This is a genomic window from Lactococcus petauri, assembly GCF_002154895.1.
In the GTDB taxonomy this organism is placed as follows: domain Bacteria; phylum Bacillota; class Bacilli; order Lactobacillales; family Streptococcaceae; genus Lactococcus; species Lactococcus petauri.
In genome coordinates this window covers 222,279-248,658 of the sequence record NZ_MUIZ01000001.1, presented here as the reverse complement: position 1 = coordinate 248,658, position 26,380 = coordinate 222,279, and the positions used below count along the sequence as shown (strand labels likewise).

Below are 26,380 nucleotides of genomic sequence, written 5' to 3'. Positions count from 1 at the left end.
GAGAGGAGAGAAAAATATGGCAGCGCAACCTAAAGAATATTTTGACATTGAGACAGCGGCCAAAAAGGACAGCTATGCGATTTCAAAAGACTCATTAGCACCAGAAGTTTTGGCCAAAAAGTTCAAAAGATTTTCTGGGGTTGAAAAAGTATTTTATCTTTCTATGGTAGTCGTAGCCTTGATGCTTGCGGTTACTCAACTCTTCATTCAAACAAAAACGCAAGAAATTGAAAGTAGTACCTTGCACTATAACAGTCAAATTACTGTTAAAGAGCAAAAAAATTCTGAGTATGACCAGAAAATTCAGGAGTTAACATCCCAAGACAAATTACAAAAAGTTACGGATAAGTATGGTATCTCCTACAATTCTGATAATGTATTGAAAGCGACAAAATGAAAAATATTTTTCGAATAATTACTCTCCCTTTCAGACGTATTTCGAAAAAAGCGAAAAAAAGTCATCAAAGACCTGAACAAAATCGTAAACATGTAGGTAAAAGTCTATTTGTAGTAGCTATTGCTCTGTTTGCGATTTTTATATTTCGCTTTGTCTGGATTATTACAGTGAATCAAATCGGTGGTGTAAACATCTCCGAAATGGCTAAGACGAACTATTTAAACACAACGACTGTTTATGCTAAGCGAGGCACAATTTTTGACCGAAATGGTGTGCCACTTGCAGTTGATGCAAGTGATTACACGATTTATGCTGTGCTCGATAAGACACAAGTCGACAATAACAATAATAAGCTCTATGTTGATGAGGCTGACTTTCCGAAAGTTACAGAATTTCTTAATAAAGAATTGGGAATTGACAAGGATTTGATTGAGCAACAACTCAATTCTGGAAAAGCTCAAGTCCAATTTGGTTCGGCAGGAACAAAGATTCCTCTCGCTAAAATGGAAAAGATAAAAAAAGATGCAGAGAATGCTGGATTAGTAGGTATTGGTTTCACACCTAACTTGACACGTTCTTATCCAGAACCAAATTACGCTTCACAATTTGTAGGTATAGCTTCTTTGAAAACGCCTGGGGATTCTGCCTCTGGTTTGGTTGGAATCAACGGCTTAGAAGCCTCGTTTAATGATGTTCTCAGCGGTACAAATGGTGAGGAAACTTATGAGAAAGACCGTTATGGTCGCCCCTTACCAGGAACAACAACAGTAAGCAAGCAGGTAAAAAATGGTCAAGATCTTTATACAACCTTAGATGCCCGTTTGCAAGGTAATCTTGAATCACTGATGGATACAGCTGTAGAAAAGTCAGGTGGTCAGCAACTTTCTGCCACACTGATGGATGCACACACGGGTGATATCTTGGCTACAACACAGCGTCCAACAATTACCGCCAATAACTTTAATGATAAAGCAGCGCGGGAACAGCCACATTTCACAGAGAACAGCATGCTTTACCAGTCACAATTTGAACCTGGTTCTGTTATGAAAACTTTCTTGATGGCTTCAGCTTTGGACAGTAATAAAGTGGATCTGAATGCCTCTTACTTCCGTCGTGTCAATCTCTATGATGTCGTTATTAATGACTGGGATGCCAATGAAAGCGAAGATGGAACTTTTAAACTTCCATCAACAGTTACTTTTGCTCAAGGGTTCATGATGTCTAGTAATGCTGGAATGACACGGATTGTTCAAAATATGGGTAGCGACCTCTGGGATAGCTACTTGCGCCGCTTTAAATTCGGTGTTCCAACCCGTATTGGGATGGGTGGAGAACAGTTTGGTGCTCTTCCTGACGATAACCCAGTATCTCAAATTCAATCTTCATTTGGGCAAGGTATCAGTACAACACAAATTCAACTTCTACGTGGTTGGACAAGCTTTGCAAATAAAGGAGAAATGCTTGAACCTCATGTTGTGAATAAAATTGTAGACAAAGATAAAAATACCTATTTGCAAAGTAAGGCAGAAGTTGTTGGACGTCCGGTGTCCGAAGATGCGATAAATAAAACAAAAGATTTGATGGTAGGTGTTAATACTGACCCAACATGGGGAACTTCTTATCTGACAGTAGAATCGCAAGGGCATGAACCTGGCCCGCTCTTCATGGTTAATGGCAATACAATGGCTGTCAAAACAGGTACAGCACAGATTGCATCGGATACAGGTGGCTATATGAAGGGAATGCAAGATAATATTTATTCTGCAGTTGCCATGTATCCACCAGAGAATCCAGATTTCATTTTCTATATGAATATCAAAATTCCATCAAGCACTTGGTCATTGACTTATATCTCAGATGTTGCTAATTCTTTGATTACGCGCGCAGAGCAAATAAAAAACCAAGAAGCAGCTCCACAAGATACTTCAGGTCTGAAGGCTGGAAAAGTTACTCTCGAAGATTACACAGGGAAATCTCCAGGTAACGTTTCAGATAGTCTACGTCGTAATCTTTTAGCACCGATTGTGATTGGTCAAGGGACAAAAGTAACCAAACAATCTGTAGCTAAAGGGCAAGAAGTTGGGGCAAATACACCTGTCATGCTTCTTACTGATGGCGATCATATCATGCCAGATATGTTTAAATGGTCTAAAGAACAAGTTGAGCAACTCGCAAAATGGTACAATCTGAAAATTGAATATCAAGGTTCTGGCGACCATGTGAACACACAAAGTGTGGGAATGGGAACCAAACTTAAAGACAATCAAACAATCACAGTCACAATGAATTAGGCGAAAATTTTCGCCTCTTTCAATTTTGAGCTGAGTAAGCTCTATAAATAAAGGAAACAAAGTTTCTAAGTAACAGTCGGAGGCACTATGTTAATCACTGCATTTTTAGCAGCTCTAGTCGCGTTGGTTTTGACCGCAATTGGAATACCACGCTTTATTATGTTTTTTCATAAGAAAAAACTTGGGGGACAACCCACTCTTGAAGAAGTAAAACAACATGCAAGTAAGTCAGGCACACCAACCATGGGAGGTCTTGTATTTGTAGTTGCAGCCCTCCTAGTTTCAGCAGTATTTGCTCTGATTTTTGCACAATTTACTCCTATGTTCATCACAGCATGGTGGGTATTAGCGATGTACTCTCTGATTGGTTTCTTAGATGACTTCATGAAAATCTTTAGCCAAAAAAATCATGGCGGGCTTAAAGCCAGTCATAAACTCTTAGCCCAAATAGCCACAGGTATTGTTTCTTATCTTATCCTGATGCAGGTGGATAGTACAAATGTACTTAATATCTTGGGTTGGAAAATTGATTTAGGATGGTTTTTTGCAGTTTTCATTATCTTCTGGCTTGTAGGTTGGTCAAATGCTGTGAATCTTACAGATGGTATTGATGGCTTAGCCAGTATCACAGTGGCTATCTCTCTCAGCGCATATGCTGTAATTGCAGCTGCTCAAGGACGATATGATGTCCTACTTATCATTCTTTCTGTCATTGGTGGTTTGATTGCTTTCTTTTTCTTCAACCACAAACCAGCAAAGATCTTTATGGGAGATGTGGGCAGCCTTGGTTTAGGAGGTTTTATCGCCATCGTTTCGATTCTTTTACATGTCGAATGGACGCTCCTTTTGATTGGCTTTATCTATATCTTAGAAACCGTTTCTGTTATGATGCAGGTTTCGTACTTTAAAGTAACACATGGTAAACGTATTTTCCGTATGACGCCGATTCACCATCATTTTGAACTTGGTGGCTTCTCTGGTAAAGGAAAAGGATGGAGTGAATGGAAGATTGATATTGTCTTTTGGTGTGTGACAGCACTTTTATCTATTTTAGCTTTAGTCATTTATTTTAATATATAAAAAAGAGGGAGATATTTCCTCTTTTTTTGTCCTCTATTTAAGTTGAGTGCATTTTAAGATTATAATTGTATAATTTTAATTATCTTAAAAGGAGCCTACGCTCCTTTCATTTTATTTGCAACCGTAAGTGGGAAGGGAAACAGAGTAGTTTCTAAAGCTGATAAATTTCGCAGCCTCTGGTATAATAGACATATGTGAAAACTCTTTCAAGAATGGAAATGAATATGAATAAAGAAATAAAAACGACCCGCTTTGAAGTTGAAGAGTTTGAGAAACTCAAGCGAAATTTGGTGAAATATGAATGTGCTTTGGCAGTCATCATGACAGAGCTTTCTAATCTTAATGCTTATTACAATGCTTATGAACCTGTTAACCCGATAGAACATATCAAGCAAAGAATTAAATCACCAGAAAGTATTGCAGGCAAGTTGAAGAAAAAAGCCTTACCTGTAACGGCAGAAGCAGCTGAAAAAAATCTTTCAGATATAGCCGGTGTAAGAATTATATGTGCTTATGCCAAAAATATTTATGAAATCGTAGAAATCATTAAAAATCAAGAAGCTTTCAATGTGATCAGTGAAAAAGATTATCTTAATCATCCAAAGCCGAGTGGTTATCGTTCTTATCATATGATACTAGAAGTTAATCTTGGCCCGCTTTTTAATAATGAAGCTCGTCGTGTTGAGATACAACTGCGCACATCGGCAATGGACTTTTGGGCGACATTGGAACATAAGGTTCGCTACAAATACGGCGGTGAAATGCCAGATCACTTAAGTAATGAATTGCAAGTATGTGCTGAGCAGATTCACGCATTAGATAATCGAATGTATTTGATTCATGAACTGGTAGACATGATTAATGAGGAGGAAATATAATGAGTAAAACAATATATATTGCGGATGACGATGATAATATTCGCTTAGCAATCAAAGCTTTTTTGGAAAAAGAAGATTTTAAAGTAGAGGACTTCTCAACTGGTGATCAACTCTTAGAGCGTTTTAATGAAGAGCCAAGTGATTTTGTTATTTTAGATGTGATGATGCCTGGCTCTAACGGATTTACAATCTTGAAAGCTTTACGTGCACAAAGTATCGTACCCATTATTATGTTGACAGCTCGAGACAGTGACTTAGACTATGCGACAGGATTGGATTTGGGCAGTGATGATTACTTCACTAAGCCTTTCAGTCCGATGGAGTTGGTGATGCGTGTTAAAGCTATTTTCCGTCGAATCGAGTTTGAAAAACAAAAAAATGAAGAAGCAGAGTAAGGAGCGATGATGATTAGGAGAAAACCTCTCAGCATCAAGACGCGCTTGCTTCTGACAAATATTGGTTTTGTCTTCTTTGCTTTTCTGTGGATTATCCTCATTTTTAATATCTTGATAAACAGCTATATTAGCAATTCGGCCTCACGGCAGTTATCTCAAGTCAGGATTTATCAAGCACAAGTTACTCCACCCTCAGGAAGTACCTCTGCGGACTTAGAAGATGCACCTCGTGGAAGCTTTAATACTCACCCCGTTGCTTTTAATATCAATGATAATTATGAAGTACAGGATTTGGAAAAAGTTGGTAACTTTGAGAGAGATACAGCAAATAATATCGCACAAGCTTTAAAAAATCAAAAAGTTCCACTGAGTAAGGTAAAAAATTATCGTCTGGATACGTCAGGAAGTACCTTTTATATTGAAACCATTCGTCAAAGTTCTGGAGAGTATCAAGTCCTATATGTGGATATCACCGGGATTATTAATTTTACAAACTCGGTTAACCTGTTCTTGGTCTCTGTTGCCCTAGCTGTCATTGTCATCCTTAGTCTAGCCGTTACTTTTGTAACGCAGCGCTTGATTAAGCCTCTATCAATTTTAGCGAAATTTGCGACACGTATTGGCCAAGGAGATTTTACCGAATATCAAGGAACCTTTCAGGACCGCGAGTTGGCTACTTTAGCACATAATATGAATGTTGCTGCTCGGCAATTGGATCATAACGATAAAAACCAAAAACTCTTCTTTCAAAATGCCTCGCATGAACTTCGGACCCCTTTAATGGCAATAAAAAGTTATGCTGAGGGGATTTCCTATGAGGTGATGGACCCCAAAAAGGCAAGTGAAACAATACTTTATGAGACCGATCGTATGAGTGAGCTAGTAGAAGATCTTCTAACTCTCTCACGCTTAGACAGCCTAAGTGTGCATCAAGAGCTTGTTTACCAAGATGTTCGTCTAATCATGAAAGATATTGCCAAAGAGCAAGAGATATTTGCTGAGCAAAAAGGCATTAAACTCACAACCGTTTTTGATAAAAAAGCGGTGATGCTTACTTGTGATTATAAAGCGTTACGGCGCGCCATAAGCAATCTTGTTTCCAATGCTATGCGGTATGTCGAAACAGAAATTGTACTTACCTGTACAAAAAAAGATGGGGCAGTGATTATTTCGGTAGCTAATGATGGCAGTGGAATTGATCCTGAAACCTTGCCGCATATCTTCGAGCGTTTTTATAAAGGTGCTGGTGGTGTTCATGGAATTGGTTTAGCGATTGTCCAAACGATAGTCGAACAACACCAAGGGCAGGTATCTGTTGAAAGTGATGAACACCAAACGACTTTTACAATGACTTTTACTAAAATGCCAAAGAAAGCTCTTGAAAAGAAAGCATAAATTTGGTAGAATGTTATAAGTGCCAATTTGGCATAAATAAAACTGTTTATCCGCTGGGCCAATGGCTTTATTGATGAGCAAAAGGAGAAAAAAATGTCTATTTCATTGATCGATTCTATCAATGCAGGTCAACTTCGTTCAGATATCCCTGAATTCCGCGCTGGAGACACTGTACGTGTTCACGCTAAAGTTGTCGAAGGAACTCGCGAACGTATCCAAATGTTCGAAGGTGTTGTTATTGCACGTAAAGGTTCTGGTATCTCAGAAACTTACACTGTTCGTAAAATCTCAAACGGTGTTGGTGTAGAACGTATCTTCCCACTTCACACTCCACGTGTTGAAAAAATCGAAGTTATCCGTCACGGTCGTGTGCGTCGTGCTAAACTTTACTACTTGCGTGCATTGCAAGGTAAAGCGGCTCGTATCCCAGAACGTCGTAAATAATTTTGACTTGTCTAACCGCTCTGTTGAGCGGTTTTTCTTTTTGTTTTATTTTATTGCAAAAGTAGAAACGATAAATTTTATGCTATAATATTCATTGCCTCTAGTGGTATATGGATTTAATGTCTATGAAGTTTGAAGTTATTTAACGATATCCAGTATCAAATGATTTATAGAATGATAAAGGAGACGAATATGCGAAAAAATAAAGATAAAGAATGGTTATCAGGTCCAGGGCTTGTTGTTCTGGTTATTATGTCGCCAATAGTGGTCATACTTGCTGTGCAAGCCTTAACAGCAGTTTATACAGTTTTACACTAATTTTTAATTTTCTAAATAGCGGTAAAACAAGCTTGAAAATAATAGGAACGGCTGTTATAATACGCCTACAAGGATTCATAAATTTTATGTATTCTTAATCGTATAAAAAATGAAATAAAAGCGTTAATAAACTGTGGAGAAAAAATGAATTTTGAAAATATTAACTCAAGTCTACAAGAGATTTGGAACAGTGCACCAGCAAATTTTTGGTTGGCTCTCTTTGTGTTAGTCATCGCAATTCTCATTTTCTTTTTGCCCGTCAAAATTGCCAGTTCTCGGGGCTTATCTGGGGGACAAATATTCGGTGTTTTTTTGGCTACGATATTTGGTTTCTGGTTTCTGGGATTAATCCTAGCATTTGTCTTGCCTCGTTCAGTTTAATATACATCTGTACTATTTACTTTAGTCTGGAGCAGATGTTAGTAATAATAAAGGCATGTAAATATATTTCTAAGGGCTTAATAGCCCTTATTTTTATGGAAAAAAGAGGGAGTTAAATTATTTAGAAAAATGAATTGAACAAAACAATCTCATAAATCAAGGAAGCGTTTTCTTGAATGGAACAATTGTGTATGCTACAATGAAGAAAAAGAAAAGCGAGGTATATTATGAATAAGAAACTTCTCTCATTGTTAGCTGTATCAACTTTGTCATTGGGAGTTTTGACAGCTTGTGGATCTGGTGAAAAAAAATCAGAAGAAACAAAAACTGAACAATCAGCTGAAGTGTTTGCTGGGGCAACTGCAGGCACAGATAATTTTGATACCCTTTCTAAAGGACTTTCGAAGGATGGCGCTTGGATTGCGGCCATTAATAAAGACTTAGATGCATCAGACAAAACCTTGAATGTTGAAGGCGACTTTAAAAATAAAGAGGGCGAAGAAGCACGTAAATTAGCCCTTTATACGCAAGATGCAGACCGTAAGGTTACAGATCGCTATACACTTACTATAAAAAAACTTGAAGTAAATTCTCCACAGTTCTATATTTCAAATGGTACAGTTAAGGGAGATGTTGAAGTAAATGCTGAAGGCTTCCATGGTCAAACTGGGAAAGGTGTTGATGGAGAAGCAATGATTGATGGAAATCTTATCTTTAAAAATCAAGAGTTGTTGGATGCTTATAACAAACTTCCTAGCGAAGAACAAGTTAAAGTAACTGGGGAAACGACTGTTAAATAAAAGGGGGTTCCCCTTTTTATTTACCTTACGAGCAAATCGTCTGAATAAGAACGAAAGTATTTTCCGATATCAATTTCTTGTTTTCTCTAACTTTAAATTATAAAATGTTATTAAAATAATATTCAGAAAATTAACGTAGTTCAAGAACTATGAAGAAATCTTTGATTTTACTGGATTTTGTCCTTGCAATAAAAAATTATCTTTTAAGAAAAGATAATAAAAAGTATTTTTGGAGGTATAAAATGGTAGAAAGAATTTCCTTAGAAACAGCTGCGCTAGAATTTAGCGAAGCAAATGCGCCCCATCCTCGTATTTATGAACTACCAGTAGAAGAGGGAAGAAGCTTATTAAATGAAGTTCAGGATTCTCCAGTCGTAAAGGAAGACGTTGATATTGAAGATGTCGCTGTTGATACAGGAGACTGGGGGGAAATAAATGTCAGATTTATTCGCCCCCTTAATCAAGAAAAGAAATTACCTGTAATCTTTTATATCCACGGAGCAGGCTGGGTTTTTGGCAATGCACATACACATGATAAACTAATTCGTGAGCTTGCCGTACGGACCAACTCCGTTGTGGTTTTTCCTGAATACTCCCTGTCACCCGAAGCCAAATACCCAACGGCTATTGAGCAAAACTACGCTGTCTTACAACAGCTAAAAGATTTTTCTAACGATAAGAAATTTGATGTAAATCATCTCACTGTAGCTGGAGATTCTGTTGGCGGAAATATGGCCACTGTGATGACACTTTTGACTAAACAAAGAGGCGGTCAAAAGATTGGACAACAAGTTTTGTATTATCCCGTAACAGATGCCAATTTTGATACGGATTCTTACAATGAATTTGCGGAAAACTACTTTTTGACTAAAGAAGGAATGATCTGGTTCTGGGATCAATATACGACAAGCGAAGAAGAACGTAATCAAATCACAGCTTCACCGCTTCGTTCGACGAAAGAAGATTTGACAGATTTACCTGCTGCTTTGATTATTACTGGTGAAGCCGATGTTTTGCGAGATGAAGGTGAAGCTTATGCACGTAAATTGCGAGAAGCTGAAGTGGAAGTAACTCAAGTGCGTTTCCAAGCCATTATCCATGACTTTGTTATGGTGAATTCAATGAATGATACTAATGCGACACGTGCTGCGATGACCCTCTCCACTGAGTGGATCAACGAAAAAAACAGTAAATAAGATAATGAGATAAAAGGAGTCTATAAGATAGGCTCTTTTTTGTGGAAAATTATGCTGCATGATTTGACATATTTAAGCGTTTTTATTTTAAAAAGAAACTATGGTAGAATAAAAGATAAGTGAAAGGCTTAAAAAGTCAAAGAAGAGGATAAATATGCTGAGTTTTCAGGAACGCGTAAAAAATAAAGAGAATAAGTTAACAGAGTTGGAAGAAGACTTGGTAGACTACATCTTGAAAAATAAAGAAGCGGTGAGTCAGACCAAGATTGTTATTTTATCACAGAAATTTTACACTGTGCCCAATACAATAACTCGTTTCTGTAAAAAATTAGGCTATGAAAATTTCTCTGAATTTAAGATTAACCTCAAACAGGAGCTTACAACTCCTGAAAGTATGAATGCACATAAGCATATTCTTTTAAAAAACTTTGATCTAATCGATAAAGAAAGAGAAATGAAGGTTGTGCAGCTAATGCAAAGAGCCAAGAGTGTAAATTTTTATGCGCTAGATCAAACAGGCCTTCTGACGAAGATGTATGTAAAAAGTCTCTTTGCTCTCGATGATAAATTTCAATTTTATGAATATCAGCAGGAAATGAAAAAGAAGATTTTAAGCTCTTCTCATGAAGTATTCTTTTTTGTTTCTTTATCTGGGGAAACACCTTCTGTTTTGGAATTAGCAGAACTGGCCAAATCCAGAAATCATAAATTGATTAGCCTTACCAATTTAACTGAAAATAGTTTGGTACAAATAGCTGATATCCCTCTTTATTGCTTAACACAAAAGGAAGAAGTAAATGGATATGACACGACCGATAAGACACCTTTACTTTTGGTTTTGCAATCACTTTACTACACTTATCGTGGAATTTTACACATTAAAAAAAATACTTTCAAATGAGAAGGTGTTTTTTTAGTAATTTTTGTGAAAGCGTTTTACATTGTGGTAATATTAACTTACAACAAAAATATAAAGGTAGGTTAAAAGATGAGTAACCAAAAAAACCTCTATTCTCCTTTTGAGGGAGAAATTATCCCATTGCAGGATGTTAATGACCCTATTTTCTCTGAAAAAACAATGGGAGATGGGTATGCTGTAGAACCAACAGGTGAAACAATCTATGCACCAGTTTCTGGTACAGTAAGAATGGTTCAAGGACATGCTGCTGGATTTAGTACTGCAGATGATTTGCAGGTATTACTTCATATTGGTATTGATACGGTCAGTCTGGATAAGGCAGTATTTGAGTTTACCATCAAAGAAGAGGAAGCTGTTAAAGCGGGCCAAGTAATTGGGCGCGTGAATTGGAGAGCAGTCGAAGATGCGGGACTTGAAAAAACAGCCATTGTTGTTATTACAAATACAGCAGAAAAATTAAAGAGTATGACGATCAGTGCCTCAGGAAAGGTAAAAGGAGGTTCACCAATAGGAAAAGCTTTGGCTAAAGGTACCGAAATAAAAACTAAAGTGCCACAAGCCAAGAAAAAGAAAAAATTTGCCCTAGGTGGTTTCTTCCAAGAATTAGGTAAAACTTTTATGCTCCCTGTAGCCTTAATGGCTTTTATGGGTCTTCTTTTAGGGCTAGGAAGTTCGTTTTCGAGTCAATCTACTATTGATGCTTTTCCTTTCTTAGGAAACGAAGTACTGCAAGTAGTCTTTCGTTTCTTTTCAGCCATTGGTGGTTTTGCCTTCAGTAACTTACCCGTGATGTTTGCTATGGCTATTCCTCTCGGTTTAGCTAAGAAAGAAAAAGGTGTAGCAGCTTTCTCAGGATTCGTTGGCTATATGGTTATGAATCTTTCTATCAACTTCTTTTTGACTGAACGTGGACAGCTTGCTGATCCTGAACTCATGCAAAAGGCTGGGCAAGGTATGGCTTTGGGTGTCCAAACTATCGAAATGGGTGTTCTTGGAGGTATCATTACTGGTATTATTGTTTACAACCTCCACAAGAAATTTTACAACATTCAACTTTCAGATAGTTTTGCTTTCTTTGGCGGATCAAGGTTTGTACCAATTATTACTGCCTTAATTATGGCTTTGGTAGGTCTCGCGATTCCTGTCATTTGGCCACTGTTTGCCCTTCTTATCCAGCAAGTCGGCAACTTGATTCAACGTGCAGGTATTTTTGGGCCATTTCTCTTTTTCTCTGGCGAACGTTTGCTTTTACCCTTTGGTTTACATCACATTCTTGTTGCAACCATTCGCTTTACTCAGGCTGGTGGAACAGCGCTCATTGATGGACATGAAGTTTACGGTGCTTTAAACATTTTCTATGCCGAATTAGCAAATCGTTTACCAATTTCCGGCTCTGCGACAGCTTTCTTGTCTCAAGGAAAAATGCCAACGTTTATGTTTGGGCTCCCAGCAGCAGCTCTTGCCATGTATCGTACAGCAAAACCAGAAAATCGAGCAAAAGTCAAAGGGCTCCTGATTTCTGGTGTGATTGCTACTTTTGTAACAGGGATAACAGAACCAATTGAGTTTCTCTTCTTGTTTATCAGTCCTTTCCTTTGGATTTTCCACGTGATTATGACTGGTCTAGGGGCAATGATTGTCAGCCTATTAGGCGTAAAAATTGGTAATACAGATGGTGGCGTGCTCGACTTCCTTATCTTTGGGGTAATGCAAGGCTCATATACACAATGGTTCTTGATTCCTCTCGTGGGTGCCTTTTGGTTTGCGGCTTACTACTTCACATTTAAAAAGGTTATCCTATGGAAAAACTTGAAAACACCAGGACGTGAAGCTGTACTCGAACCGGAATATTCAGAGCAAGAAATAGCACATGGAGGCAATACATCTGGATATAATGCCGAAGCAATCTTAGCTGCATTGGGTGGAAAAGAGAATATTGTCACACTCGACAACTGTATTACACGTCTCCGTTTGATTTTAAATGATGGTGACCTTGTTGAAGATGACAAGCTTAAAGATTTAGGTGCTTTAGGAGTCGTACATTTAGATGATACAAGTGTTCAAGTTATTATTGGAACGAAAGTAACGACTGTCCGAAACGCATTGGACAATTTGATTTAGAAGGAGAACAGTAAAACAAGACAAACGTCTTGTTTTACCATTTATTGATATGACAGAATTTGATAAAATAATTGAGCGAAAAGGAACGTTTTGTACACAGTGGGATTTTGTAGAAGATCGTTTTGGTCAGAAAGATTTATTGCCTTTTACCATTTCAGATACTGATTTTGCTATCCCAGAGACGGTTAATCAGGCACTGCAAAAGAGGATTCAACATCCGATTTACGGATATACGCGTTGGAATCACAAACATTTCAAATCAGCTGTCTCTGCGTGGTATCAAAAACAGTTTGATTTTGCGATTGAGGAGGACTGGATTTTGTATAGCCCAAGTGTGATTTACTCTCTTTCTCAGTTGATTGAAATCAAGTCTCAGCCCCAAGAAGGTGTTGTTGTCCAGACCCCAGCTTATGATGCTTTCTTTAAAACCATTACAGCCAACAATCGTTTGTGTGTGGAAAATCCATTGATTTTTAACGAAGGAAAGTATACGATTGATTTTATAGATTTAGAAGAAAAACTCGCACATCCGAACAACAAAATCCTTCTCTTTTGTTCGCCCCATAACCCTACAGGACGTGTGTGGACAAGTGAAGAGCTACAACAAGTGGTATTGCTTTGTCAAAAGTACGAAGTCTTCTTAATTTCAGATGAAATTCACATGGATGTTTTACGCAAGGATAAGCAACACCACCCGATTTTGCAATACGGTACAGAAAATATTGCTCTTTTAACATCTGCAAGCAAAACCTTTAATTTTCCAGGATTGATTTTTTCCTACTTATTAGTTCCTAATGCGAACCTTCGTGAAGAATTTTGTCAACATTTAAAGGAAAAAGATGGGCTTTCCTCTTGCAGCATTTTAGGAATGGAAGCAACGGTTGTAGCTTATCGGACATCGGATATATGGCTAAAAGAGCTGAATAGTTATTTGGACGATACGGTAGACTTCACGCGCGCTTTTTTAAAAGAGTATTTGCCAAAAATAAAGCTTATCGAATCAGAAGCAACTTACCTTTTGTGGCTTGATGTTTCAGAACAGGGTGTTCCTATGGATAAGTTACAACAAGCATTAATCAACATAGGAAAAGTAGCTATTATGGATGGAGAAGTATATGGTCAGGAAGGAAGGAACTTTCTCCGACTAAACATTGGCTGTTCACGAGCCAAGGTAAAAGATGGACTCGAAAGACTACTTAAAAGTATTCAAGCTTTATAAAAAAATATCCAAACATAGGGTTTGGATATTTTTTGGATAATTAATTAGTTGATAAGCTTACTGAGTATTTTTGTAATTTCTTCAGGCGTTTCTTTACGCTTACGACGAATCCAGGCCTGTGTAAGACCAAACATAGCATTAGCATAATAAGTCGCAGCATAAATTTTACCTAAGCGACCGAGGCTATTTCTTCTTGAATCTCTTGGAATAATTGAGTTTTCAATCATACTTTTTAACTTCGCTTGCATGAATTGATGGATTTCCTTGCTGCCGTTCTCAGAAAGCAGGGCTGCGTAGATTTCGTTATTATCTAAAAATTCATAGGTTTCAAGCATTGTTTTTTGCAAGTCACCATCATTTTTTTCAAAGACATATTGAATTGTGTTGATCAATGTTTTTTGATATTGATCAATCATTTCATACTTGTCTTGATAATGCGTATAAAATCCGCTCCGACTAATCTTTGCAACTTTGACAAGCTCAGTGGTTGTAATTTGATCAAATGGCTTTTCATGTAAAAGTTGAGTCATTGCATCGCGAAGACGCGCTTTTGTACGTTCTTTTCTATTCTCCACAGTGTATCCTTTTCCCTACACAGCAAGTGCTGTCTTAAAACTTTATATCACCATAATTATAACAATTTTTAGACGTTGTGTCTATAAAATGATTTATAAATTATCTTCTACTCTTCTCGTCAAATTTTTAAAAATATGATAGAATAACAATGTCAAATAGATTTTACAATGAAAATGTGGAGAAATTTATGAGTGAAGAAAGCAAATATTCTGATACACAAATAGAAGAAATTAAAACAAAGATTTTAGCAGCCTTGGAGACTGTTATTGACCCTGAGCTAGGTATTGATATCATTAACTTGGGCTTGGTCTATGAAATTTCCTTTGAAGACAATGGGTTTACTGAAGTTAAAATGACACTGACAACAATGGGTTGTCCGCTAGCAGACGTTTTGACTGATCAAATTCATGATGCGCTCAAAGAAGTTGAAGAAGTAACTGAAATCAAAGTCAACCTCGTCTGGTATCCAGCATGGACAGTAGATAAAATGAGCCGCTATGCTCGTATCGCTTTAGGGATTCGCTAAATAGAAATTTCAAAATAAGACCAAAGACCGAGCATAGAGCGGTCTTTTTTTGGTAGAATAGAGGTATGAATAGACGGATAAAAACATTTATTGTTATAGAGCTTTGTATCATAGTTGCTTTGCTTTTGCATATTATAAAATCACCGTACTTTCTTGTATTGCTTGCTTTAGCTATATCTTTCAGTATATTGTCACGTAAAATAACCTTTCTCCGTCCTGTCACAGCTGTGCTCTGGATTTTCTTTGCAGTAATGCTCTTGACAGCTGGATGGTTTTGGCTTGCTCTTCTCTTTCCTCTTTTGGTTGGGATTAGTTTTTGGAAAAGGCAAGCCTACACGATGCCAAATTCTTCTTATAGCCAAGCTTATGCGGAGAGTCAGGAAGACATCACACGGGCAAATGGAAATGATGTGATTGATCTCTACGATGTCAATTTTAGGCCTGAAGGAAACAGCTTGAGCATTAAAAAATCAGCAGGAAATACTAAAATTATCGTGCCGGAAGATGTTGCCGTAGCTTTAGAAATTACGGTACACAATGGCATTGTCAAGATTTTTGATGAAGAGACCGAAATTAACCCTGTAAATTTTCGTTATTTCTCAGATATGACAGAAGATACGCAAAAACGGATGCGTATTAAACTCCAGGTTGAAACAGGAAATGTTGAGGTGGTGAAAGGATGAAGAAATCAATCATTAAAACCTTTACCGTCCTTTTTATCATTATTGTTTTGGTTGATGTGCTATTGTTTTCAATCACAAGCGGTGTTTCAACAGCAAGTATTATGGGGGAGATTGCGAATAATTTTTATGGTATTTGGATTTTTCTCTCGGTAGCAGGATTATTGGCCTTAGTTTTTACTTTTTTCAATTTTTTGGAAAACAGCAAAATTAAGAGAGATTTTTATGAAGATATCCAGCGTGTGAGTCAAAATCAAGAACCGGAGCATCCGGAATTGAAGGCTCTTCATTTGCGCTTAAAAGAGATGTCTGTCGAACTTCAAGAACTCTCAAGTCAAAAATCAGCAAATAAAGCAGAAATTGTGGAAACGGAAAGAAAACGTATTTCACGTGAGCTTCATGATTCGGTCAGTCAAGAACTTTTTGCCGCAACGATGATTCTCTCTTCTGTAACGGGTAGCGAAGCTGAAAACTCTAATCTCACGCAAGATCAAATTTTGACGCAAACACGTTTAGTTTTAAAAATCTTGCATGAAGCACAAAATGAGATGCGAGCCTTATTGTTGCATTTAAGACCTATTGAATTGGACGGCAAGTCCCTTTCGGCAGGTTTAAATTCCTTAACGGATGAATTACAAGCAAAGATATCCGCCAATATTAATGTGAAACTCAGTGATATTCAAGCTTCATCTAACATTGAAGATAACCTCTTCCGTATGGCACAGGAAATTCTGAGCAATGCACTACGGCATTCACAAGCTGATAATATTGAAGTTGTTCTAAAAGAGCAGTATGACAATATTATTCTTAGAATAGCAGATGATGGTGTCGGCTTTGATACACGAGACAGTAAATCAGCCAGCTATGGTCTGGTCAATATAAAAGAGCGCGCGCTTTTGCTCGGTGGGGATGTTAAAATTATTAGTGCGCCAAATCAAGGTACAAGTGTCGAGATACGCATTCCACAAGTGAACCAATAAGAAGTTAAAAGGAAAAAATGGATAAAATAAAATTATTAATTGTTGATGATCATCAAATGGTCCGCTTAGGGCTCTCTAGCTTTATGAATATTCAGCCCGATATTGAAGTCGTAGGAGAGGCAGCGGATGGCGAATCAGGCTATCTTAAAGCAAAAAATTTAAAACCAGATGTCATTCTGATGGATTTGGTTATGGACCGTCTAGATGGCATTGGGGCGACGCAAAAAATCTTAGCGGAAATGCCAGAACAGAAGATTTTGATTTTGACGAGCTTTTTAGATGATGAAAAAGTCTTTCCAGCTTTGGCTGCTGGGGCAAAAGGCTATATTCTCAAAACTTCTCAGGCTGCCGAAATTGCCAGTGCTATCCGTAAAGTTGCGAGCGGGCAAGATGTTTTGTCGGGAGCGGTTAAAGAAAAAATCAATCAACAAAAGCATCGAAAACCTGAATTGTATGACAATCTTTCAAAAAGAGAAATGGAAGTTTTGAAAATATTAGCCCATGGGCTTTCTAATCAGGAGATTGCGGATCAACTATTTATAAGTCTTAAAACAGTTAAAACACATGTCTCTAACATCTTTAATAAATTAGAAGTGAATGATCGGACGCAAGCAACAATTTATGCTATCCAACACAAACTGGTCGATCAGTAAAAAATTTTAAAAAGTAGAAATCATCATCCCTAATTGTATGTACAATAGCGAAAATAACCTATATCTGGTATAATAGAGTCATGAAAGATTTAATCGAAAAAGCTTCAAAAATCAAAATTATTTTTTTCGATATTGATGATACTTTACGTGACCTAAAAACAGGCTATATCCCCGAAAGCTTACCCTTTATCTTTGAAACTTTACGCCAAAAAGGAATAAAAACAGGTATTGCGACAGGACGAAATTACTATAATGTTCTCCCTGAAATCCGCAATTTAAATCCTGATTTTTTTGTAACGATTAATGGTGCTTTGGTGCAAAACCAGGCGCAGGAGATTATTTACAAAAATCCCTTGGACAAAAAAACAGTTGATGAAATAGTGTCTTGGCTAAAGAGTGAAGGTGCTGAATATCTTTTTGTAGGAAATGAGAACTTAAAAGCTTCAAAATGGGAAGGATTAACTGAGAGCGTTATTCCCGCTGATTATGGCGTACTCGAAGTTAAACCAGATTACTACAAAGAGCATGATGTTTTTCAACTCCTTACAATCTCTGAACATGATCAAAGACTTCGACTGCCTCAACGTTTGGCTCAAAAAGTAAGAATGGTACGATGGCACCCGAATTCTTCCGATATTGTTCCGGTTTTAGGGAGTAAAGCCAATGGTTGTATGAAAGTATTAGAATATCTCGGTCTTGCACCAGAAAATATGATGAATTTTGGCGATGAGCTTAATGATAAGGAGCTTTTTGATTTGGCTGGACTTTCGGTGGCTATGAAAATCTCACATCCTCTCATTTTGGAAAAAGCAGACTATGTCACGGATACAGTACAGAATGATGGTATTTTAAAAGCTTTGCGTACACTTCAACTCATCGATTAAACTTACAAAAATGAAAGTCTCATCTACGAGATTTTTGATAAAATTTAGAAAAGAGAAACAAATGACTTACCCACAACTTAATCTTGAAGCATATGATGGAACAACAGCAATCATCCATACTAATCATGGGGATATGACTGTGAAACTCTTTGACGAGCTTGCTCCAAAAACTGTTAAAAACTTTGTTGAACTCAGCAAAAAAGGATACTACGATGGTATTATTTTCCACCGTATTATCAAAGACTTTATGATTCAAGGTGGCGACCCAACAGGAACAGGTATGGGTGGTGAATCAATCTATGGTGAAAAATTTGAAGATGAATTTTCACAAGATGCCTTCAACATTCGTGGTGCCTTGTCAATGGCCAATGCTGGACCAAATACAAATGGAAGCCAGTTCTTCATTGTTCAAAACCAAAACCTCCCTTATCCAAAATCAGCCTTGATTGATGGTGGTTGGCCTGAAGAAGTTGCTGAAGTCTACACTCAAGGTGGAACACCGCATCTGGATGGGCGTCACACAGTATTTGGCCAACTTGTAGATGAAAAATCATTTGAAGTTTTAGATAAAATTGCCGCTGTACGTGTCGGAATGCAAGATCGTCCAGTTGACGATGTAATCATCGAAAATATTGAAATTATCGAGAAATAAAATGATTGATAAATCCGTAAAAATTGGTGATAAAGTCACTGCTGAGATAATCGGGCTCCAAGATTATGGTGCTTTTGTAAAGTTTGCGGACCGTCAAAATACTGAACATAAAGGCTTGATTCATATTTCTGAAGTTCAGTCAGGTTTCGTCAAAAATATTCGAGAAGTTATCAAAGTAGGGCAACATGTAAAAGCCCAGATAATAGATATTGATGAGTACAATGGTAAAGTCAGTCTCTCCATTCGCAGTCTCGAAGAAAATCCACAAAATCATTACTTTTATCGTAAAAAACGATTCACAGATTCTCGTAATAAGATTGGCTTTAAAAGTTTAGCTGAGAAAAGAGAACTTTGGATTGAAGAAGGCGAAAAATATCTGAAAGAAAGAGCAAACTAAATCCACACGAGGTGAAGATGAACAACAATGTCTTAAAATATACCAAACGAGTTTTTAACGTGATTACAATTTTGGGTTTTATTGCTACTATTGTTGGTAGTGTTTACCTCTGGCATCTCGGGGCTTTTCAAGATCAAGAAATTTTGAAACGTCTAGTAACAGCGCATGCTTTGCTTGGTCCGATAATTTTCTTCTGTATGCAAATTATTCAAGTAATTATTCCGATTATTCCGGGAGGATTAACAATTGCAGCAGGGGTCTTAATATTTGGGCCTTTCTGGGGGTTTGTTTACAATTATGTCGGGATCGTTGTTGGCTCAGTGATACTTTTCCATCTTGGTCGAAAGTATGGACAGTCCTTAGTTCAGGTCTTTGTTAAAGAGAAAACCTACAATAAGTATATGGCTTGGCTCGAAAAAGGGCAAAAGAGATTTAATATCGCTTTTCTACTTTTAATTCTCTCACCAATCGCGCCTGATGATGCTTTGGTTCTCATTGCGAGTCAGACTCGTATGAGTTGGAAATTCTTTAACTGGGTGATGATTTTATGTAAGCCACTACCGATTTTATTCTATTCGTATGCTTTAATCTTCGGTGGAAACTTACTTGGAAATTTGTTCTAAGAAGAACTTTAAATAACAAACAATAATGGTTTTGCGAAAGCAACCATTTTTATATAAATAATGTATAATAGAGCCTATAGACTTTCTAGTGATGGAGCTTCATTTTGAATAATAAAACAAATACAATAAATAAAAAGAAAAAGCAGCCTAAAAATAAGCTAACTTTTGACAGTCGTATTGACTATGCGCTTATTCTGCCGGCTTTTCTTTTAACAGTTATCGGTCTTTATGCCATTTGGGTTGCTGTAAGTCATGATTATCCGACACAAGCGGTTAAGATGGTTGGACAACAAGGGACTTGGATTATTGTCGGTGTTATTTTAGCCTTAATTGTCATGCATATGGACTCGAGGCTGCTTTGGAACCTTACGCCGGTTCTGTATGGTTTTGGTCTTATTTTGATGGTGCTGCCCATATTCTTTTACAGCCCTTCGATGTATGAGCTGACAGGTGCAAAGAACTGGGTTGCCTTTCATAACACCAACCTTTTCCAGCCCTCGGAGCTCATGAAAATAGCCTATATATTGTTTTTAGCAAGGATTGTCGTTTCCTTTCAAAACAAACTGAAAAAACGTTATCTTAAAGATGATTTTATCTTAATTGGACAAATTGGCTTGGCTACTGTGCCCATTGCTATTCTTGCAGCTTTGCAAAAAGACTTTGGTACCTTTATGGTTTTCCTTGTGATTGCAGCGGGAATCATTCTTGTTTCAGGGGTATCTTGGAAAATTATCTTGCCTGTCCTCCTCATAGCTATCCTTGTTGCTGTGGGTGTTGTAGCTATGGTGATGAATCCTAAGGGACAAGAGCTCTTAGGAACTGTTTTCAGCCAATATCAGGTTAATCGTTTCTTAGCTTGGCTTCATCCCTTTGAGTACACACAAACATTCTCACTTCAACAATCTCGTGCTTTGATTGCTATCGGTGTCGGCGGTCTCTTTGGACATGGATTTGGAGTGGCAAATGTCAACGTACCAGTCCGTGAATCAGATATGATTTTTACCGTTATCGGAGAAGATTTTGGTTTTGTCGGTGCAACTTTTGTCATTTTACTTTATTTCATCTTGATTTATCGTATGATTCGGGTGACTTTTCAATCCAATAACCAGTTCTATATCTTTATATCCACGGGGATTATTATGATGATTCTGTTCCATGTCTTTGAAAATATTGGAGCAGCGATTGGCTTGGTCCCATTGACGGGTATTCCTTTACCGTTCATTTCACAAGGTGGTTCGGCATTGATCAGTAATATTATTGGTTTAGGGCTCGTACTTTCCATGAAATATAATCAATTGCCTGAGTTCGTATTAGTTCGCGAAGCAGGTAGAAAGAAATTAGAACATAAAAGAGCGCGTCTGTCTCGTTCATCCTATAAAAGAGTGAAGCCAAAAGGGAGACGTAGAATAAGTAAATAAAAAAGCTTTTCAAGGAAAAGCTTTTTTATGTGGAATACCGCAACAATATGAAGAAGTCCACGAAATTTATAAGCTAGAAATTTCACATACTTCACAAAATATGATAGTCTATAAGTGAAGGAACAAAGGAGGAATTATTAAGATGAAATATGCAGTAAGATATGCTTCACGAGGTGGAAATACACGTGCAGTTGCTGATGAAATTGCGAAAAAAATTGATGTGAAAGCAGAACGAATCTCTGAACCTCTAGAAGAGGAAGTAGATGTCTTGTTTCTTGGAGCAGGTGTTTGGTTTGCTTCTGTAACAAAAGACATGAAGGAATACTTGGCAGCTTTAGACAGTGGTAAAATCAAACAAATTGTTGCCTTTTCTACTTCGGGTCACTTGGAATCTGCAATTAAAAAAATTACTGCAGCAGCAAAAGACAAAGGCATTAAAGTTAATGAAGAATCTTTTGATTTGCATTTAAACATGCAAGGTATGACATTTTTCGCACCTGCTGGTGGTGATTTAACAAAAGAACAAATCAATGAAGTTGATGCCTTTGTTGATAAAGTTCTTGCAAAACTATAATATTAATTAACGCCCTTTTATTTAAAAGCTCCTTATTTTGGAGCTTTTTTTGTTTCTTTAAATTATATAGTGTATTAAAAACAAGTTACGCCGGTGCAATAATAGGTAATTTAAATGTAACACGATAAGCAGCTTCTGTAACAAAAATAAAAGGTTTTGTGATACAATAGTAATGTTAAAACAAGAAAACCTAGAGGAAGTAAATTTAAAATTTATGAAAAAGAAATTAATTATGACACTGATGCTTTCAACGGTTGTCCTGACTACAGGTGCTCCCTTAGCTGCTGTAAAGGCAGATTCAACGGAAAATAAGTTGGCAGCACAGGACTCAAAGATTGCAAACTTGAAGGATGAGGCCAGTCTAGCTCAAGCGAAAGTTGAAGCAGTTGGGACCCAAGTAGGGGCTCTAAAAGCTAAGCAAACTTCAATGCAAGAACAGATAGAAAAGCTATTAGAACAGCAAAAAGCGCAGTCTACACAGATTCGTGAATTGGATAAGAATATTGAGGAACGTAGTCACGCATTAGAAGCCCAAGCACGAAGTGCTCAAACTGATGGTTCAGCAACGAATTATATTTCAGCAATTTTGGATTCTAAATCTTTAACCAATGCCATTCAAAAAATCACAGCTATGTCGACTGTTGCAGGTGCCAATAAGGCAATGATTGTACAGCAAGAACAAGATCAAAAGAATGTTCAAGCGAAACTCAAAGATAATATGGAAAAATACGCGGAAGTCACGCGCTTGCAACAAGAGTTGAGCACTCAAGCCGATGAATTGGCAACACAAGAAGCACAACTTAAAGTTGCGCAACTTAATTACCAAGCCACAATCACATCTGAAGAAGGCAAAAAACAAGAATTGTTAACTCAAAAAGCTGAAGCTGAGCAAGCAGCACAAGAAGCTGTTCAAGCTCAAAAAGTAGCTGCACAAGAGTCAGTGGTAGCCCAACAGGAAAAGGTCAAAGAAACTGTAGTGGAAAACAAACCAGCTCCAGTGGCGCCGCCAGTTGTTGATGAAGGCAATCCAACTGTAGAACCTGAAATTGAGCAACCTAAGCCGCCAATTACAGATCCTAAACCACCAGTTTCAACGACGAATCCATATCCAGCTGGACAATGTACGGCTTATGTTTGGGATTACTTTGGTGGTGCAATTCCAACATATGTAGGCAATGCGGCAGACTGGGTACGTTACGCAAACAGTGGCCCAGCAGCGGGAACCATTGCTGTCTTTCCACCAGGAAACCAGGGTGCCGGTGGCGTTGGACATGTTGCAGTAGTCATCTCTGTTTCTGGCTCTACGATGAGAGTCAAAGAAGGCAACTTTAACGGTGGTTGGGGGACTGAACGTGAATGTTCAACAGCCGGCGTGAGCTTTATCCGTCCTTAGTAAAAAAGTAGACACAAGAAGCAAGGAGAACTTGCTTCTTTTTTAATTTTTCACCTCTAACTAGGAAAGGATAAGGTTTTTACTTCAATATATCTACTTAATAAGGTATACTAAGTTAAAAGATTATCATTTAATTTTAAGGAGGAAGGGATGCTCGAAGTGAAAAATCTCCGAAAGACATTCGGAGAACTTGTTGCTGTTGATGATCTGAGTTTTACTATTGAAGATGGTGAAATTTTAGGTTTTATTGGACAAAATGGATCGGGAAAAACAACAACATTTAGATTAATATTGGATTTTTTGATGCAAGATTCAGGAAGCGTGCTCTGGAATGGTAAGCCGCTCTCTAGTGATGAATATAACATTATTGGTTATTTACCAGAAGAAAGAGGACTTTATCCTAAAGATAGTATAGAAACTCAGTTGCGTTTCTTTGGTCAACTAAGAGGCAAAACGCGAAAAGAAATCGATGAGAAAATCGATTATTGGATGGAAAAATTTGAGGTTAAAGGCAAGCGCACAGATAAGGTTAAAACATTATCAAAAGGGAATCAGCAGAAGGTTCAGCTTATAGCTACGCTGATTCATGAACCGAAGCTTGTTATTTTAGATGAACCGTTCTCTGGTTTAGATCCTGTGAATGCAGAGTTGCTCAAAACAGCTGTAGCTGAATTACGTGAGCAAAAAGTCTGCGTTGTCTTTTCAGACCATAATATGCTGAATGTCGAAAAAATGGTGGATAAGATGATAATGGTAAAAGAAGGTAAGAAAATCCTCGATGGAACCGTTGATGCTGTACGTCAAAGTTTTGGGCGGACCAAAGTATTTATTGAAGCACCGGTATCACAAGAAGAATTAGCTCAGCTAGAAGGTGTAAAAGAAGTACAGGTGGAACGTAATGGTACTTATGAGTTAACTTTAGAAAATGAAGAAGCAGGAAAAGCTGTTTTTGACTATGTTACACAATCAGGATATATCCAGATGTTTTCACAACAACCACCAAGCTTGGAAGAAATATTCAAAATGAAGGCAGGTGATGCTCATGAATAGTAAGTTTTGGACAATCGTGAAAGAAGTCTTTCGTAAAAATGTTAAATCAGTTGCCTTTTTAGTTATGGTCTTTCTCCCGCTTCTTATTGGATTAGTTATTTATGTGATTGCAAGAGTAGCGGATGATGGAGCAGGTGATGTTGATCGTATTGCGGTAGTGACAAAAAGCAAGGAAATTGGAAGTGCGCTGACTGAAGTTAAAGGCAATATTAAGTATGAAGTAATGGACAGAACAGCGGCAAATCGTAAACTTAAAGATGAAGATGTAGGCGCGATTTTAGCTTTAGAGATGGAACAAGGGAAAATAAGCTCAACCTTAGAAACCACACGTTCTCTTGATACGGCAACTCAAATGACTGTCTCACAGACACTTACAGCAATCCAGCAAAGTGTCTTTGCCACTCAATTAGGCTTGTCACCAGAAGAAAAAACGAACCTTCTTTCTCCCGCGAAATTAGAGCCTGTGCATGTTGAGTTTGACGCGGATGGCAATCGAATTCAAGGTACAGATTATTCTGGTTTGAGACAGGTGATAGCAACAGTTTTGATTGTCATGATTTGGATTTTTGTTGCAACTTATGGTAGTATTGTGGCGCAAGAAATTGCCAGCGAAAAAGGAACACGTATCATGGAAGTGATTCTTTCAAGTGTTAAAGCCGAAACTCATTTTTATGGAAAATTAGTGGGGATTATCTTAGTCTGCTCAGTCAATGTTCTTGCTTATGCTGTTCAGATTGGGGTAGGTTATCTAATCTTCAGAGATAATGACATGATGCGTAGCTTCCTTAACGGTTTAAATCTTCAAGAAGTATTTACTGGACAATTTTGGCTCGTAATTCCGATTGTCATCTTAGGAATTCTCCTGTTTACATTTTTAGCAGCTCTTTCCGGTTCATTGATTTCTCGTGTTGAAGATGTACCTAAAGCACAAACACCAATGACAATGATTGGGCTACTTGGTTACATGCTTTCTGTAATTTTTGCTTCTCAACCTGATAATATCGTGATGACCGTGACAAGTTATATCCCTTTTATTTCGAGTTTTGTCTTGCCAATGCAAATTGCAACAGGTGTAGCAAGTAATTTACAAGTCTGGATTTCCATGGGGATTATGTTTGTAACGATGTTGTTTATACTCCTGTTCTCTGCTCGACTTTATAAATCAAATGTTTTAATCTATAGTAGCGATGGTTTACTTAAAGTTTTGAAACAATCACTTAATAATATCAAAAATGAAGACAAGTTAAAAAATAAAGCTTAATAAAAAAACCAAGTCTCTGAATTCAGAGGTCTTGGTTTTTTATTAACTCGCATGAATATGGAAGTCACGTTCTAATACAATATCACGTACTTTACGACTAATATCGCTCAATCTTACCTCACGAACAGGACGTGGGAGAAATTTTCGAATATCATCGTCATTATAACCAATCTGAAGGCGCTTGTCATCCAAAATAAGCGGACGACGTAAAATGGAACGGTTCTCTTTCATGATTGTAACCAGAGTATTTAAAGAAAATCGCTCAAGGTCTAATGATAAACTCTGATATGCACGGCTTCTTTTGGAAATAATTTCCTCCGTACCATTTTCAGTCAAAGCAAGAATTTCAAGAAAGTCTTCTTTCTTAATATCATCTGTAAGAAGATTTATTTCTTGAAAATCTACACCGTTGTCAACGAGCCATTTTTTTGCTTTTTGGCTTGAGCTGCAACCAGCAACTGTATAAATTTTTATCATATTATCCCCCTTGTCGAAAATCTTATTTATTTCTAATTTACTTATGAATTAATTATAACATTTTTACGGAAAGTGTCAAGGATATTATTATAAAAATTTAATTGTAAATTTATAATTAATTTTAAAAGTAGCATTTTTCATTTAAAATAAAGGGTTTATACTATATTTATAGAGGGATAATAGAATAATTTTTCAAAGAGCAAAGAACTTTTTTCTTTTTTTATTTATTAAATAGAAGGCGCTTTCTATTTAATGTAAATCTTATTACTGTTTTTTGATACAAGTTTTTTTCACTGAAATCTCTCAAGGAAGAGAGCTCTCAAAGTTTTCATTTGACTGCATCTTTAGAAAATGATATTCTACTAAAGATAAAACTTTTAAACTGGTCCAGAGAGGCTAGCA

Annotated in this window: 29 protein-coding genes; 27 read left to right on the top strand and 2 right to left on the bottom strand. The window is 37.2% G+C overall.

The genetic code is table 11. The features are described from left to right. Nucleotides 1–16: 16 nt before the first annotated feature. From BZZ03_RS01340 to BZZ03_RS01280, 14 genes are all read left to right on the top strand, one after another. The gene (locus tag BZZ03_RS01340) at nucleotides 17–397 is read left to right on the top strand and encodes a cell division protein FtsL (protein ID WP_019292013.1); all 381 of its coding nucleotides are present in this window, start codon (nucleotides 17–19) and stop codon (nucleotides 395–397) included. Next, nucleotides 394–2,688: a penicillin-binding transpeptidase domain-containing protein gene (locus BZZ03_RS01335; protein WP_086582155.1), complete on the top strand. Its 2,295-nt coding sequence runs from the start codon at nucleotides 394–396 to the stop codon at nucleotides 2,686–2,688. Before BZZ03_RS01340 ends, BZZ03_RS01335 begins: the two co-directional genes overlap by 4 nt. Before the next feature lie 87 nt (nucleotides 2,689–2,775). Then, a complete protein-coding gene (mraY, locus tag BZZ03_RS01330; protein WP_017369022.1) occupies nucleotides 2,776–3,768 on the top strand; it encodes a phospho-N-acetylmuramoyl-pentapeptide-transferase in 993 nt (330 codons plus the stop codon). A 224-nt stretch (nucleotides 3,769–3,992) separates the two neighbouring features. Further along, on the top strand, nucleotides 3,993–4,646 hold the full coding sequence (locus BZZ03_RS01325; protein WP_017369023.1) for a GTP pyrophosphokinase: 654 nt from the start codon (nucleotides 3,993–3,995) through the stop codon (nucleotides 4,644–4,646). Next, a complete protein-coding gene (locus BZZ03_RS01320; protein ID WP_019293741.1) occupies nucleotides 4,646–5,041 on the top strand; it encodes a response regulator transcription factor in 396 nt (131 codons plus the stop codon). The genes BZZ03_RS01325 and BZZ03_RS01320 overlap by 1 nt, the downstream gene beginning before the upstream one ends. 9 nt (nucleotides 5,042–5,050) lie before the next feature. Beyond that, complete coding sequence (locus tag BZZ03_RS01315) at nucleotides 5,051–6,436, top strand: sensor histidine kinase (RefSeq protein ID WP_086582153.1); 1,386 nt, start codon at nucleotides 5,051–5,053, stop codon at nucleotides 6,434–6,436. A 93-nt stretch (nucleotides 6,437–6,529) separates the two neighbouring features. After that, nucleotides 6,530–6,880 carry a 50S ribosomal protein L19 gene (gene rplS / locus BZZ03_RS01310; RefSeq protein WP_004258564.1) on the top strand — a complete coding sequence of 117 codons (351 nt, stop codon included), beginning with the start codon at nucleotides 6,530–6,532 and terminating at the stop codon, nucleotides 6,878–6,880. A 192-nt stretch (nucleotides 6,881–7,072) separates the two neighbouring features. Continuing rightward, nucleotides 7,073–7,198: a hypothetical protein gene (locus BZZ03_RS12330; protein WP_016170978.1), complete on the top strand. Its 126-nt coding sequence runs from the start codon at nucleotides 7,073–7,075 to the stop codon at nucleotides 7,196–7,198. A gap of 144 nt (nucleotides 7,199–7,342) precedes the next feature. Continuing rightward, nucleotides 7,343–7,579 carry a hypothetical protein gene (locus BZZ03_RS01305; protein WP_061413375.1) on the top strand — a complete coding sequence of 79 codons (237 nt, stop codon included), beginning with the start codon at nucleotides 7,343–7,345 and terminating at the stop codon, nucleotides 7,577–7,579. Nucleotides 7,580–7,806: 227 nt separating this feature from the next. Next, nucleotides 7,807–8,379, top strand: a complete 573-nt coding sequence (locus BZZ03_RS01300) for a hypothetical protein (RefSeq protein WP_086582151.1) — start codon at nucleotides 7,807–7,809, stop codon at nucleotides 8,377–8,379. Between the two features lie 242 nt (nucleotides 8,380–8,621). Beyond that, complete coding sequence (locus BZZ03_RS01295; RefSeq protein ID WP_086582149.1) at nucleotides 8,622–9,575, top strand: alpha/beta hydrolase; 954 nt, start codon at nucleotides 8,622–8,624, stop codon at nucleotides 9,573–9,575. Nucleotides 9,576–9,729: 154 nt separating this feature from the next. Beyond that, nucleotides 9,730–10,476, top strand: coding sequence for a MurR/RpiR family transcriptional regulator (locus tag BZZ03_RS01290; protein WP_086582147.1), 747 nt, complete (start codon nucleotides 9,730–9,732; stop codon nucleotides 10,474–10,476). An 87-nt stretch (nucleotides 10,477–10,563) separates the two neighbouring features. Further along, nucleotides 10,564–12,615 carry a maltose/glucose-specific PTS transporter subunit IIBC gene (gene malX, locus BZZ03_RS01285; RefSeq protein WP_086582145.1) on the top strand — a complete coding sequence of 684 codons (2,052 nt, stop codon included), beginning with the start codon at nucleotides 10,564–10,566 and terminating at the stop codon, nucleotides 12,613–12,615. Between the two features lie 49 nt (nucleotides 12,616–12,664). Further along, the gene (locus BZZ03_RS01280; protein WP_086582144.1) at nucleotides 12,665–13,834 is read left to right on the top strand and encodes a MalY/PatB family protein; all 1,170 of its coding nucleotides are present in this window, start codon (nucleotides 12,665–12,667) and stop codon (nucleotides 13,832–13,834) included. A gap of 44 nt (nucleotides 13,835–13,878) precedes the next feature. On the opposite strand, the gene BZZ03_RS01275 is transcribed toward BZZ03_RS01280, so the two are convergent. Further along, the gene (locus BZZ03_RS01275; RefSeq protein WP_086582143.1) at nucleotides 13,879–14,409 is read right to left on the bottom strand and encodes a TetR/AcrR family transcriptional regulator; all 531 of its coding nucleotides are present in this window, start codon (nucleotides 14,407–14,409) and stop codon (nucleotides 13,879–13,881) included. A gap of 188 nt (nucleotides 14,410–14,597) precedes the next feature. On the opposite strand from BZZ03_RS01275, the gene BZZ03_RS01270 reads away from it, so the two are divergent. The 13 genes from BZZ03_RS01270 to BZZ03_RS01210 all read left to right on the top strand — a co-directional run bounded on the left by BZZ03_RS01270 (nucleotide 14,598) and on the right by BZZ03_RS01210 (nucleotide 25,501). Further along, nucleotides 14,598–14,936 (top strand): metal-sulfur cluster assembly factor, encoded by a 339-nt coding sequence (locus tag BZZ03_RS01270; RefSeq protein ID WP_017369035.1) that lies wholly within the window; start codon nucleotides 14,598–14,600, stop codon nucleotides 14,934–14,936. 65 nt (nucleotides 14,937–15,001) lie between these two features. After that, nucleotides 15,002–15,619, top strand: a complete 618-nt coding sequence (gene liaF, locus BZZ03_RS01265) for a cell wall-active antibiotics response protein LiaF (RefSeq protein WP_019291665.1) — start codon at nucleotides 15,002–15,004, stop codon at nucleotides 15,617–15,619. Next, nucleotides 15,616–16,596 carry a sensor histidine kinase gene (locus BZZ03_RS01260; RefSeq protein WP_019291664.1) on the top strand — a complete coding sequence of 327 codons (981 nt, stop codon included), beginning with the start codon at nucleotides 15,616–15,618 and terminating at the stop codon, nucleotides 16,594–16,596. Before liaF ends, BZZ03_RS01260 begins: the two co-directional genes overlap by 4 nt. Nucleotides 16,597–16,613: 17 nt before the next feature. After that, nucleotides 16,614–17,249, top strand: coding sequence for a response regulator transcription factor (locus BZZ03_RS01255; RefSeq protein ID WP_086582141.1), 636 nt, complete (start codon nucleotides 16,614–16,616; stop codon nucleotides 17,247–17,249). Nucleotides 17,250–17,329: 80 nt separating this feature from the next. Next, nucleotides 17,330–18,133 carry a Cof-type HAD-IIB family hydrolase gene (locus BZZ03_RS01250; RefSeq protein ID WP_061413357.1) on the top strand — a complete coding sequence of 268 codons (804 nt, stop codon included), beginning with the start codon at nucleotides 17,330–17,332 and terminating at the stop codon, nucleotides 18,131–18,133. Nucleotides 18,134–18,194: 61 nt separating this feature from the next. Continuing rightward, nucleotides 18,195–18,785 (top strand): peptidylprolyl isomerase, encoded by a 591-nt coding sequence (locus BZZ03_RS01245; protein ID WP_086582139.1) that lies wholly within the window; start codon nucleotides 18,195–18,197, stop codon nucleotides 18,783–18,785. A 1-nt stretch (nucleotide 18,786) separates the two neighbouring features. Next, complete coding sequence (locus BZZ03_RS01240) at nucleotides 18,787–19,182, top strand: CvfD/Ygs/GSP13 family RNA-binding post-transcriptional regulator (protein WP_019291661.1); 396 nt, start codon at nucleotides 18,787–18,789, stop codon at nucleotides 19,180–19,182. Nucleotides 19,183–19,199: 17 nt separating this feature from the next. After that, complete coding sequence (locus BZZ03_RS01235) at nucleotides 19,200–19,805, top strand: TVP38/TMEM64 family protein (protein ID WP_019291660.1); 606 nt, start codon at nucleotides 19,200–19,202, stop codon at nucleotides 19,803–19,805. Between the two features lie 104 nt (nucleotides 19,806–19,909). Continuing rightward, a complete protein-coding gene (locus BZZ03_RS01230; protein WP_019293734.1) occupies nucleotides 19,910–21,223 on the top strand; it encodes an FtsW/RodA/SpoVE family cell cycle protein in 1,314 nt (437 codons plus the stop codon). Between the two features lie 142 nt (nucleotides 21,224–21,365). Next, nucleotides 21,366–21,797, top strand: a complete 432-nt coding sequence (locus BZZ03_RS01225) for a flavodoxin family protein (protein ID WP_004258465.1) — start codon at nucleotides 21,366–21,368, stop codon at nucleotides 21,795–21,797. Between the two features lie 214 nt (nucleotides 21,798–22,011). Next, nucleotides 22,012–23,190 carry a coiled-coil domain-containing protein gene (locus tag BZZ03_RS01220; protein ID WP_086582386.1) on the top strand — a complete coding sequence of 393 codons (1,179 nt, stop codon included), beginning with the start codon at nucleotides 22,012–22,014 and terminating at the stop codon, nucleotides 23,188–23,190. Nucleotides 23,191–23,340: 150 nt separating this feature from the next. Then, nucleotides 23,341–24,240, top strand: a complete 900-nt coding sequence (locus tag BZZ03_RS01215; RefSeq protein ID WP_061413350.1) for an ABC transporter ATP-binding protein — start codon at nucleotides 23,341–23,343, stop codon at nucleotides 24,238–24,240. Further along, nucleotides 24,233–25,501 carry an ABC transporter permease gene (locus tag BZZ03_RS01210; protein ID WP_086582137.1) on the top strand — a complete coding sequence of 423 codons (1,269 nt, stop codon included), beginning with the start codon at nucleotides 24,233–24,235 and terminating at the stop codon, nucleotides 25,499–25,501. Before BZZ03_RS01215 ends, BZZ03_RS01210 begins: the two co-directional genes overlap by 8 nt. Before the next feature lie 42 nt (nucleotides 25,502–25,543). Here the strand turns inward: BZZ03_RS01210 and BZZ03_RS01205 are convergent, their stop codons facing one another. Next, entirely contained in the window at nucleotides 25,544–25,978 is a 435-nt protein-coding gene (locus BZZ03_RS01205; RefSeq protein WP_019291655.1) for a Spx/MgsR family RNA polymerase-binding regulatory protein, read from the bottom strand. Nucleotides 25,979–26,380 lie beyond the last annotated feature (402 nt).